The sequence below is a fragment of the Flavobacterium hercynium genome, from assembly GCF_002217285.1.
Lineage (GTDB): Bacteria > Bacteroidota > Bacteroidia > Flavobacteriales > Flavobacteriaceae > Flavobacterium > Flavobacterium hercynium.
Window position 1 is genome coordinate 285,565 of the sequence record NZ_MUGW01000008.1, and the last position, 13,373, is coordinate 298,937.

Genomic DNA, 13,373 nt, shown 5'->3' on the forward strand with positions numbered 1-13,373 from the left:
TTTTGTTAATATAGAAAAAATGTTTTACACTTGTAGTCAAGTTAACCATAAGTTAAACTCAGTTTGACCATAAGTTAAAAAGAAACAAATATATTCTATAATTAATTAAAATACCACAAATGTTATTTTTAGGAATTGATTTAGGAAGCTCATCGATAAAACTATCAGTATTCGACCCTGAAAACGGAGCGATTATTGGCGCTGTTAGCGTTCCGGATTTTGAAATGCCAATCATTGCTCCCCAATTTGGTTGGGCGGAACAAGATCCGGAGACCTGGTGGCAATTTGTTAAAGACGGAATCAAACAATTGGGAGCAAAATCAGCAATAGATTTAAAGAAAATTGCAGGAATTGGTATTGCGTATCAAATGCATGGTTTGGTTTTGACGGATGAGAATTTAAATCCTGTTCGCTCTTCAATTATTTGGTGCGATAGCCGTGCAGCTCTTATTGGAGATGACGTGTATGCAAAAATGGGTGCTGAAAATTGTCAGCAGCAAATTTTGGGAAGTCCGGGAAATTTTACTGCTTCAAAATTGAAATGGGTTAAGGAAAACGAACCTGCTGTTTTTGAAAAAGCAAAATACATGATGCTTCCAGGTGATTTTATCGCTGCAAAATTATCAAAAATTGCCCAAACAAGTACTTCTGGATTATCAGAAGCAGCATTATGGAATTTCTCAAAAGGGAAATTGGCAACTGAAATTCTTTCTGAAATGGGATTGTCGGCAGACATCGTTCCTGAAATTGTTTCCAACTTTGGAATTCAGGCAACTGTTCATCCGGAAATAGCACAGGAACTAGGCTTAAATCCAGATGCAAAAATAACTTACAGAGCAGGAGATCAGCCAAACAATGCCTTGTCATTGAATGTGTTGAAACCTGGAGAAATAGCTACAACAGCCGGAACTTCGGCAGTCGTTTATGCTGTAAGCGATCAGGATGCTTACGACAAACAAAACAGAATCAATACTTTTTTACACGTAAACAATACAGAAACTCAAAAACATAACGGTGTAATGTTATGCATTAACGGTTCTGGAATTTTATACCAATGGCTGCGCAAAATTATGTCAGTAGACAGAGCTGATTTAATAGCTTATGAAAAGCTAAATGCTGAAGCTGCAAAAGTAGAAGCAGGAAGCAACGGACTTCGTTTTTACCCTTTTGGAAATGGTGTTGAACGTATTTTCAATAATAAAAATGCAACATCAGGAATTCAGAATTTAAATTTCAACATTCATCAGCCTTCCCATTTAGTTCGTGCTGCATGTGAAGGAATCGTGTTCGCTATGAATTATGGTTTTGATGTAATGAAATCGGTTGGTGTATCCGGAACAGTAGTAAGAGCAGGTAATGCCAACTTATTTTTAAGTCCGGTTTTTAGAGAAATCTTTACCAATACCACCCAAACAACTTTAGAATTATACAACACTTCTGGTGCCGAAGGTGCTGCAAGAGGTGCTGCTTACGGATACGGATATTACAATTCACTCGACGAAGCTTTTCAGGGATTGCAATGTTTAGATCGTATTGAACCCAATAAAATCCTAACAAATCAATACCAGGATTTATATCACGAATGGAAAAATCATATTAAAATAGAACAATAATAATGAGCACAACGAACCAATATTTTAAAAACATCGATACTATTAAGTTCGAAGGAAGAGAAAGTGATAACCCATTAGCATTTAAATGGTACGATGAAAATCGTGTCGTTGCCGGAAAAACACTGAAAGAACATTTACGTTTTTCAATGGCTTACTGGCATACGCTATGCAATACAGGAGGAGATCCGTTTGGTGCTTCTACAGAAACTTTTGCATGGGATAAAAATGAAAATGCAATTTTAAGAGCTAAAGACAAAATGGATGCGGCTTTTGAATTTATGACAAAATTAGGTTTGCCATATTATTGTTTTCATGATGTTGATGTTGTGGACGATGCTCCAACATTAGCAGAATTTGAAACTCGTATTCAGACAATGGTTGAATACGCAAAACAAAAACAACAGGAATCAGGAATTAAATTATTGTGGGGAACTTCAAACTTGTTCAGTAATCCTCGTTACATGAATGGTGCAGCTACGAATCCAAACTTTGATGTTTTGGCTTACGCAGGTGCTCAGGCAAAAATTGCTATCGATGCTACTATCGCACTTGGTGGTGAGAATTATGTTTTCTGGGGAGGACGTGAAGGATACATGAGTTTGTTGAATACAGACATGAAAAGAGAATTAGACCACTTAGGAAGATTCTTGAATACTTGTAAAGACTACGCTCGTAAAGAAGGTTTCAAAGGAAACTTCCTGATCGAACCAAAACCAATGGAGCCAACAAAACACCAATATGATTATGATGCTGCTACTTCATTAGGATTTATAAACAAATACGGACTTCAAAATGATTTCAAATTAAATCTTGAAGTTAACCATGCTACACTTGCAGGTCATTCTTTTGAGCACGAATTGCAAGTTGCTGTTGATGCCGGAATGTTAGGAAGTATTGATGCTAACCGTGGTGATTACCAAAATGGTTGGGATACAGATCAATTCCCTATTAATCTTCAAGAGGTTACACAAGCAATGTTGGTAATCTTAGAAGGTGGCGGAATTCAAGGTGGTGGTGTAAACTTTGATGCTAAAGTGAGAAGAAATTCAATCGATTTAGAAGACAAATTTATTGCACACATATCTGGAATGGATGTTTTTGCAAGAGGATTAATCTGTGCAGATCAAATTTTACAAAATACAGATTACAAAAAATTACGCACACAACGTTACAGCTCATTTGATGGTGGTAATGGCGCTAAGTTCGAAAAAGGAGAATTGACTCTTGAAGATTTAAGCAAAATTGCACGTGCAAGCGGAGAGCCTCAGCCTTTAAGCGGCAGACAAGAATTATTCGAACAAATCATTTCGAATGCATACTAAATTATCAGAGTAACTATCTATAAATTTAACCAATCCTTAATTATTATGAAAAGCAAATATTGTATAAAAACAAAAATGCTTCCGTTTTGTATGGCGCTGTTGCTTAGCGTATTTACATGGCAGTCCGGTTTTGCTCAGGAGCAATCCAAATTCGTAAGCGGAAACGTAACATCGGCAGACGACAACATGGGAGTTCCGGGTGCTACAGTTGTAGTGCAGGGGTCAAAAGCAAGTACAGTAACTGATTTTGATGGATTATATAAAATTGAAGCGAAAGCCGGCGATGTATTGCTAGTAAGCTTTATGGGATATAAAACACAAAAGGTTACCGTTGGAACACAAAGAACAATAAACGTTACTTTACAAGGTGAAACAGCTGAACTTAAAGAAATTGTTGTTATCGGTTACGGTACACAAAAGAAAAAGGTAAACACGGCTGCAACATCATTAGTATCTGGAAAAGATATTCAGCAAGTAGCAAGCTTAGATGTTGTAAATGCTTTACAAGGTCAGGCATCAGGGGTTAACGTAACTTCATCTTCAGGACAACCGGGAGCAAACATGGTGGTAAACATTCGTGGAGCAGGTACTGCAGGAAAAAGTGATCCTCTTTATGTAGTTGATGGTGTTGTTGTTGATAACGGTATCGGATACCTTGATCCTTCAGCTATCGAAAGAATCGACGTTCTTAAAGATGCTTCTGCTGCTTCTATCTACGGAGCAAGAGCTGCAAATGGAGTTATCCTTGTAACGACTAAAAAAGGTAAAGACGGAAAAATGAATATCGCTTTAAACAGCTATACAGGTTTTCAGCAAGTTGCAAAAAGACTTGACCTTTTGAATACAAGAGAATATACTACTATCATGAACGAAGCTCGTGTAAACTCTGGTTTAACACCTTTGTACAGCCAGGCACAAATAAATGGTACTAGTACAGATTGGCAAGATCATTTGTTCAATGACGGAGCAATAAAACAAAACCACTCTTTATTAATTACAGGTGGTGATAAAAAATCGACTATTGCAACAGGATTGTCTTACTACGGACAAGACGGTATGATTGGTTCTGCAAATAATCAGTCAAGTTATGACCGTATTACTTTTAGTGTGAACTCAACTTCACAGGTAATTGAAAACTATTTGAAAATTGGAGAAAACTTTACTTACTCTAACACTAAATCAAGTGGTGTTGCTGATGACGGTATCTACAGTAACGGAATCAGAAGCTTTATAAACGCTGCTCCGATTGATAATCCTTATGATGCTAATGGAGATTTTGCAAGATCTAATATTTCTGCTGACGTTTCTAACCCTGTTGGGTCATTATACTACAATAACTTTAATCAAACTAAAAACAATCGTTTTGTAGGGAATCTTTTTGCTGAATTAAAAATCTTAAAAGATCTTACGTTTAGAACAAGTTTTGGTGTTGATATGACAGATAGTAATTACCGTTCTTTCAGACCAGTTTATTCTCTTTCTTCAAGCGACAACAATGTGGTTTCAAGTGTTACTCAAAGTGGTACAAAATCACTGGGATGGATTTTTGAAAATACATTACAATACAAGTTTGTACTTGCAGGATCTCATAACTTTGATTTATTAGCGGGTACTTCTGCTAAAAAGAATACAGCAGACTATATGGAAGGTCAAGGTAGAAATTTAATTTTTACTGACTTTGCTCATGCTTACCTTGATAACTCAAAAGACCCAACGTCTAATGTGGTAAAAGGTAACCGTACAGATTATGCTATTCAGTCTTACTTTGGTCGTTTATTATACGATTACGACAACAAATATTTATTATCTGCTACAGTACGTAGAGACGGATCTTCAGAGTTTGGACCAAATAACAAATATGCTATTTTCCCATCATTCTCTGCAGGTTGGAACTTAGATCGTGAAACTTTCTTTAAAGAAAACGCAGTATTAAATACATTTAAACTTAGAGCGAGCTGGGGACAAAATGGTAATGACCAGTTCTCAAGAAGATTTGCTTACATGTCAGTTGTAAACTCAACAAACAAAGGATACCACTTTGGAACTGGAGACGAAACTGTATTAGTAGGTTCAAGCCCTGATCAGCTTGCTGACCGTAACTTAAAATGGGAAACTTCAGAGCAATTAGACTTAGGTTTTGATGCTACATTGTTTACTAATTTTACTTTAACATTCGATTACTACGATAAGAAAACAAAAGATTGGTTAGTGTTGGCTTCTATCCCAACGTATGCAGGAGCAACAGCACCTTATATTAATGGTGGAGACGTAAGCAATAAAGGATACGAGATTGCTTTAGGATACCGTAAAAGTTTCGGAGGCTGGAATTTTGGTATCAATGCAAACATTTCGCATAACGAAAACAAAGTACTTAGAATTGCTAACAATGAAGGAATCATTCACGGAGAATCTAACTTATTATTTCAAGGTTTAGACGAAATGAACCGTGTTGAAGTTGGAAAACCAATGGGTTATTTCTGGGGATTACAAACAAATGGTGTTTTCCAAAATGCAGCTGAGGTTGCAGCAGGTGTTCAGCCAAATGCTTCTCCTGGTGATGTTCGTTTTGTTGACTTAAACGGAGACGGAAAAATCGATGCTAATGATAAAACAGAAGTTGGTAATCCTAATCCTGATTATACATACGGTGTTAATTTTGACTTGTCTTACAAAGCATTTGATTTATCTGTAAATACTTATGGTACAGCTGGTGGACAAAACGTTTTTGGAGTTCATGATTATACTCGTGCTTACTCAAACCACACAACAGAGATATTAAACAGATGGACTTCTGAAGGAACATCTAATACAACTCCAAGAGTTACTTACGGAACAGATCCTAATGGAAACTATACAAAGTTCTCAGATTTATATGTTCAGGATTCAGATTTCTTCAGAATTAAGAACGTAACTATTGGATGTGATTTAGTAAAATTATCTGACAAATTGAGTTTCTTCAGCAAATTTAGATTGTACGTTGCAGCTAACAACCTTTACACTTTTACAAAATATAAAGGAATGGATCCGGAAATTGGTTTTGGAAACGTAAACGTAGGTCAGGAATGGGCAAGAGGTATTGATGTTGGATATTACCCACAACCGAGATCTTATATGATGGGTCTTAATGTTAACTTTTAATTTACGAAATGATGAAAAGATATATAAAAATATTCGCCCTTTCAAGCTTATTAGTTTTAGGAGCTTGTTCGGAAGATTTTCTTGAAAATGAGCCTTATACTGATAAGGTAACCGATAGTTTTTACAAAACGCCAGCAGATGCTTATGAAGGACTTGTAGCTATTTATGATGTATTGCAAAGAGAAGCTTACGGAACACAATTGATAGTGAGCGAGCAGGCATCTGACAACTGTTTTGGTGGATTTGGTGTTGCAGATCCAATGGTTGATTTAGAGTGGGATCGTTTCTTATACACTACAGATAAAGATATGAACGGATTGATCTGGACAAATTCTTATTTAGGAATTTACAGAGCTAACGTTCTATTAGAAAATCTTGATAAAGTAGAATGGGGAACAAATGCAGCTTTAAAAACACAATACGAAGCTGAAGCTCGTTTTTTAAGAGCACACTTTCATTTTCAGGCAGCAAAAATGTTTGGAGATATTGTACCTCTTGACCATACTGTAAAACCAGATCAATTTGAATTACCAAGACAAGCAGCTGAGGTTACTTATGCTTTGATTGGAAGTGACTTAAAATTTGCAGCTGATAATTTAGGAAGTCAAAATTATTCTAAACCAAAAGATCCTAATTTCGGTCGTATTACAAAATGGGCTGCAGAAGCGTATTTAGCAAGAACATTTTTGTTTTACACAGATTATTACAAAAAGCCGGATTTGGCTGGTGTAGTTACAAAAGCAGAGGCTGTTTCATACATTAATGATGTAGTAAACAATAGTGGACACGGTCTAGTAGAAGATTTTGCTCACCTTTGGTTAGCAGCTTCTTTCGAAGATTTTGCCTTAGAAGATAATACAGAAATAGTTTGGGCTGTTCGTTTTAACGGTTCAGGAAAAGGAAACTGGAACTTAAACGAAGGAAACCGTTTTCAGGTAAACATCGCACCTCGTGGAGGATCTATCGGAAAATATGCAACAGGATGGGGTGGAGCTACAGTATCACCAAAATTATACAATGCTTACTCACCTGGAGATACTCGTAGAGATGCAACAATTATTAGCTATGATGCTGAAAATTTAAACTTTGACGCTCAAAAAAGAGAACAACGTCAATACACAGGTTATTCATGGAAAAAATATTGCCCAATTACAGATGCTGCGGGTACTGCTATAACTGAAGTTAAAGGAGGAAATTTCCAAATTGATAATGATCAGGATTATGCTATTATTCGTTATGCAGATGTATTGCTTATGGCAGCTGAGTTAAACTTAGATGGAAATGCAGGTATCGCACAAGCAGATTTAGACCAGGTTCGTGACCGTGCTTTCCAAAACACAACAAACAGAGTTCCTGTTTCTAAAGCAGCGATCATGAAAGAGCGTCAATTAGAATTAGCACTTGAAGGACAACGTTATTTTGACCTTATCAGACAAGGTGTTGATGTGGCGAAAGCTGAAATTGATAACACTAACAGTGATCCTCAATTTAATGTGACTTTTAGAACTGAAACTTTAGGTTGGTTCCCATTGCCACAATCACAAGTTGTAATTTCAAACGGAACAATTCAACAAAATCCAGGTTGGAACTAATTTAAAACAAAATGATTATGAAACGTATATTATATATATTAGTCACAGCAGTAACCATAGGTTCATTATTATTTTCATGTGAGCCTGTTGAAGACCGCGAAAGTTTACCAGCAGTTAGTTTAACTTCTGATGCCGTTAAATATTCTATTGTTCAAAGTCCTACAAATGAGCATGAAATTGTGGTAACAAGCAATAATCCGGAAGCTATTTCGTATTGGAGTTATTTTGATAGTAAAGGAAATGCTTTAGGACATTCTAATAAAAGCAATGATATTATCGCGCTTCCATTTGCCGGTACTTTCACTATTCATTACACTGCTTATACAAGAGGTGGAGCTGTAGAAACAACTCCTGTTCAGGTAACAATTTCAGAAAATGATGATAATTACTTTAGAGACGAAAGATGGGGTCGCCTTACTAACGGAGCAGAAGGAAAAACATGGGTATTAAACATGATTCAGCCTCTTGAATTTGTTGATAGTAAGTATGAAAACAGTACAATTAGTGCTCCAGGATGGTGGCCACTTCTTACAGATATTCCATGGGCAAATTTGGAAGATAAAAATTGGGGAGAAGTTACTTTCGATCTTAACGGAGGGTACAATGTTACAGTAACACAAACCAACCCAACAGTAGGAAGTGCAGAGCAAACTACAAAAACAGGAACTTTCAATTATACGCTAACTAAAGAGTTTAAAGAAGATAAAATTGCTTTCAACGGAGGAGTAGAAATGTTACACCCAAATGAAGCTAGTTACTTTAGTTCTTCTTTCAGTTTTACTAACGTAAGAATTGTTGAATTAACAGAAACAACATTAAGCTATATTGCAATTAGAGCAGATGGTGGGTATTTAGTATATCACCTGATTGCTAAACAATAGTAAGTTTAAAATCTAAAATCTCAGCTTTAAAGACATTATTCGTTTTTAAAGCTGGGATTTATAATATCACAATAGAAATAATAGCATTCTTAATTGTTTCTATATTCAATTTCCAAAAAACAAAAAAATAGTACCGATGCATAAACGAAAGAATTTAAGTAGCTCACTTTTCTTATTAACTTTAGTTGGAATCATCTTATTAAGCTCTTGCAGCAAAAAAGAAGACGCTTTTGCTAACAGAAAAGTTTCTTTTAATTCAGATTGGAGTTTTCATTTAAACGATAGTATAAAAGACAAAGACACCATTGGAGCTTCAACAACATGGAGAACATTAGACGTTCCGCATGATTGGAGTATCGAAGGTCAGTTTGATGAAAAAAGTCCTGGAGGATACGGAGGAGGATCACTTAATGGAGGTTTAGGCTGGTACAAAAAAACATTTAAAGTTGCAGCAGCAGACAGCAGCAAAGTAACTTCGATTACATTCGATGGCGTTTACAAAGACAGTGAAGTTTGGGTAAACGGACATTATTTAGGAAAACGTCCGAACGGATATATTGGTTTTCAATATGAAATGACACCGTATTTAAATTATGGTGATAAAGAAAATGAAATTATTGTAAAGGTTGACAATTCAAAACAACCCAATTCACGCTGGTATTCCGGTTCAGGAATTTACAGAAATGTGTGGATTGAAACTACAGATAAACTGCATGTAGCACAATGGGGAACCTATGTTACGACACCAAAAGTTACAGCAGAAAAAGCTTCGGTTAGTTTTGAAACTACCATTCAGAACAAATACACCGTTACTAAAAAAGCAATAGTAACAACTACTATTTTTAAAAATGATACTCAGGTAACATCAGTTACTCAAGATATAACAATTCAACCCAATACAAATTTGGTTGTAAATCAGGCATCAGATGTTGAAACACCCGTTTTATGGTCTGTTGAAGCACCGGAATTATATACTGCCGTTACAGAAATTAGTATTGATGAGCAGGTTGTAGATCAGTACAAAACCAATTTTGGAATCAGAGACTTTAAGTTTGATGTTGACAAAGGTTTTATCCTAAACGGAAAACAAGTCAAAATCAAAGGAGTTTGTCTGCACCATGATTTAGGTCCGCTTGGGTCTGCAATTAATACACGTGCTATCGAGCGTCAGCTTGAAATCATGAAAGAAATGGGAGTAAACGGAATCAGAACAAGTCATAACCCGCCTGCAACAGAACTTTTAGAACTGTGCGACAAAATGGGTTTCATTGTAATGGATGAAGCTTTTGACATGTGGAAGATTGCTAAAACCAAATACGATTATGCCAATGATTGGGACAAATGGCATGAGAAAGATTTAGTAGATCAGCTGCGTCGCGATCGTAATCACGCCAGTGTTTTTATTTGGAGCATCGGAAATGAAATTCCGGATCAATGGAGTGAAAGTGGCGCGAAAACGGCAATAGAATTAGCAGACTTAACACGCAAATACGATAAAACAAGACCCATTACAGCAGGAATGAACCCGCCGGTGAACATGAATATTGACGATGTAACACTGCAATTCGAACAAGCGAATGTACAATTCAACGCTATTGCGAAATCGGGAGCATTGGATATTATCGGATACAATTATGCGCATCAAACGTATGAGCATCATAAAAAGAACTTTCCAAATGTGCCGTTTATTGCAACAGAAACCACTTCGGGATTACAAACCAGAGGTTATTATGATGCCGTTTCAGATACCATAAAAAAATGGCCGGTACGTTGGGATCTTAAATTTACAGAAGGAAATCCGGGGAATACCGTTTCTGCTTACGATCAGGTACAAACACCTTGGGGATCTACACATGAAGCAACCTGGAAAATAATTAAAAAACACGATTTCTTATCCGGTATGTTCATTTGGACAGGATTCGATTATATCGGAGAACCAACTCCGTACGAATGGCCATCTGTGAGTTCTTATTTTGGAATTGTAGATTTAGCCGGAATCCCAAAAGATGTGTATTATATGTACCAAAGTGAATGGACAGATAAAACGGTTCTTCACATTTTTCCGCACTGGAACTGGAAAGCCGGACAAACCGTTGATGTTTGGGCATACTATAATAAAGCCGATGAAGTGGAGCTTTTCTTAAACGGAAAATCAGTTGGAGTAAGAAGCAAAAAAGGAGACGATCTGCATGTTATGTGGAGAATTCCATTTCAGGCAGGAACACTAAAAGCAGTATCCCGTAAAAACGGAAAAACAGTTTTAGAAAAAGAAATCAAAACAGCCGGAAATCCAGCAAATCTTAAACTTACAGCAGACAGAAGTACCATAAAAGCAGACGGAAACGATTTGTCATTTGTAATAGTAGACATTCTTGATGCAAAAGATATCTTAGCGCCAAATGCCAACAACGAAATTAATTTCGAATTAAAAGGAAACGGAAAAATAGTAGGGGTTTGCAGCGGAGATCCCGTAAGTCACGAATCCTACAAAGGTTCAAAACATACCGCTCTTAACGGAAAATGTTTAGTTGTGGTTCAGTCCGGAAAAAAATCGGGAAGATTAGAATTAACAGCAAAAAGTAAAGGATTAAAACAAGCTACAATCGTAATTACAGCAGAGTAAAACGACTTTTTGTAAAGCGATAAAAATACAAAACCAGAATTTCTTTTTGGTTTAAAATTGCATTAACAGTGCATTCAGGACAAAACTGCTTTAGGAGTGAAGCAGATAAAAATTGAGTTTAAGTTTAGTTTTTTAAATCGGATGAGGTATCTACATCATCCGGTTTATTTTAAATAAAACTCTAAAAAAAATAGCATGAAAAAAAATATCATCATTTCCGCTGTATTACTTTCTGTTACAGTTGGGTACAGCCAGAAGAACAAGAATTCCTATGAATTGGCATCTCCAAACGGAGCAAACAAAATAAAATTTGAATTAGTAAACAATGCCCCAAAGTATGCCGTATCACACGGAAATTCTGAAGTGATCACAGCATCAGACATGGGATTTTTATTAAAAGACAACGAAAACTTAAGCACAGATTTTGAAATCAAAAGTGTAAAAAATACTTCTTTTGACGAAACTTGGGAACAAGTTTGGGGAGAAAAGAAAAACATTAGAAACCACTACAATCAGTTAGTAGTTGAGTTACAGCAAAAATCAAAAAACAAACGCAAGCTTCAAATTCAGTTTCGTGCTTTTGATGACGGAGTAGCTTTTAGATATGTTTATCCAAAACAAAATGTAAAAGACAGTATTTTCATTATGGATGAGAAAACGACTTTTAACCTAAAAGAAGATGGAAAAGCATGGTGGATTCCGGCAAACAGAGAAAACCGTGACGAATATCTTTTTAAAGACGCTCCGGTTACGACACTTGATACTGTTTTAACACCATTAACAATAGAAAGCAAAAACGGATTAGCCTTGAGTTTTCACGAAGCTAATCTAATTGACTTTGCCAGTATGACTTTGGTGCATACCAACGGAACACAATTAAAATCAGATCTTGTGCCTTGGGCGGATGGTGTAAAAGTTCGTGTAAAAGACACGTTTACTTCATCTTGGAGAACTATTCAAATAGGAGAAAAACCAGCAGATTTAATAACGTCATATTTGATTTTAAATCTAAACGAACCAAACAAATTAAAGAACACAAGCTACTTCAAGCCATACAAATATTTCGGAATCTGGTGGGGAATGCACATCGGGAAGTATACTTTTTGGGAAAGCGACAAACAAGGTGCGACAACGAAACGTGCAGAACAATACATTGATTTTACCGCAAAAGAAGGTTTTCATCATTTATTGATCGAAGGATGGAACAAAGGCTGGACACCACAATGGTATGAAAACCACATGCACATGTTTAGTTTTACAAAAAGTGCAGACAATTTCGATTTAGAAAAAGTGGTAGAATACGGTAAGAAAAAAGACGTAGCCCTTATTGGGTACCATGAAACAGGTTCAAACCTAATTAATTACTTAAAAGAAATTGACGAAGGTTTTGCGTTGTACAAAAAACTGGGAATGCATTCGGTAAAAATTGGTCACGTTGGCTCTAAATTAAATATGAAACAATGGCATTTTGGACAATTTGGTGTAAACTACTTTAGATACGTTCTGGAAAAAGCAGCCGAATATGATTTAGCCGTATTATATCATGAATCAATAAAAGATACAGGAGAGCGTCGTACATTTCCAAATATGGTTTCGAGAGAAGCAGCAAGAGGACAAGAATATAATGCGTGGAGTGAAGGAAATCCGCCTAATCACTTAACGATTCTTCCTTTTACAAGATTACTTTCAGGCCCAATGGATTTTACACCGGGAATCTTTGATGTTGAGGTTAAGCAAGGTTATCCGGGTAAAAGAGTACACGGAACAGCAGCGCAGCAGTTGGCATTGTATGTAACAATTTATGCGCCAATTCAAATGATGGCAGATCTTCCTGAAAATTACGAAGGAAAACCGGCATTACAATTCTTAAAAGACGTTCCAACAGATTGGGAAGATACCAAGATATTAGAAGGTAAAATTGGCGAATACATTACAACAGTTCGTAAAGACAGAAATAGCGCTGACTGGTATTTAGGAACAATTACTAATGAAAATGCAAGAGATACAAACATTTCGTTATCATTTTTAGATCCAAATGCAACTTACGAAGCGCATATTTATGCTGATGCACCGGGAACAGACGAAACACATAATCCTGCTGAAATCGCAATTTCTAAGAAAACAGTAAAAGCTTCAGACACACTTAATTTACATTTAGGAGGAGCTGGAGGAACAGCAATTCGTTTCAAAAAAATATAATTCAT

The 13,373-nt window shown here is 36.2% G+C and carries 7 protein-coding genes; all 7 read left to right on the top strand.

The window, feature by feature from the left end:
* Positions 1 to 119 precede the first annotated feature (119 nt).
* The 7 genes from B0A66_RS04135 (at position 120) to B0A66_RS04165 (ending at position 13,368) form a co-directional block, all read left to right on the top strand.
* Complete coding sequence (locus B0A66_RS04135; protein ID WP_089048584.1) at positions 120 to 1,613, top strand: xylulokinase; 1,494 nt, start codon at positions 120 to 122, stop codon at positions 1,611 to 1,613.
* Positions 1,614 to 1,615: 2 nt separating this feature from the next.
* Positions 1,616 to 2,935, top strand: a complete 1,320-nt coding sequence (gene xylA, locus B0A66_RS04140) for a xylose isomerase (RefSeq protein WP_089048585.1) — start codon at positions 1,616 to 1,618, stop codon at positions 2,933 to 2,935.
* 45 nt (positions 2,936 to 2,980) lie between these two features.
* Positions 2,981 to 6,073 carry a SusC/RagA family TonB-linked outer membrane protein gene (locus B0A66_RS04145; RefSeq protein ID WP_089048586.1) on the top strand — a complete coding sequence of 1,031 codons (3,093 nt, stop codon included), beginning with the start codon at positions 2,981 to 2,983 and terminating at the stop codon, positions 6,071 to 6,073.
* 11 nt (positions 6,074 to 6,084) lie between these two features.
* Complete coding sequence (locus B0A66_RS04150) at positions 6,085 to 7,665, top strand: RagB/SusD family nutrient uptake outer membrane protein (RefSeq protein WP_089048587.1); 1,581 nt, start codon at positions 6,085 to 6,087, stop codon at positions 7,663 to 7,665.
* 17 nt (positions 7,666 to 7,682) lie between these two features.
* A complete protein-coding gene (locus B0A66_RS04155; protein WP_244283385.1) occupies positions 7,683 to 8,546 on the top strand; it encodes a hypothetical protein in 864 nt (287 codons plus the stop codon).
* A gap of 136 nt (positions 8,547 to 8,682) precedes the next feature.
* Positions 8,683 to 11,169: a glycoside hydrolase family 2 TIM barrel-domain containing protein gene (locus B0A66_RS04160; protein WP_089048589.1), complete on the top strand. Its 2,487-nt coding sequence runs from the start codon at positions 8,683 to 8,685 to the stop codon at positions 11,167 to 11,169.
* A gap of 195 nt (positions 11,170 to 11,364) precedes the next feature.
* Complete coding sequence (locus B0A66_RS04165; RefSeq protein WP_089048590.1) at positions 11,365 to 13,368, top strand: glycoside hydrolase family 97 protein; 2,004 nt, start codon at positions 11,365 to 11,367, stop codon at positions 13,366 to 13,368.
* The last annotated feature ends 5 nt before the right edge of the window (positions 13,369 to 13,373 follow it).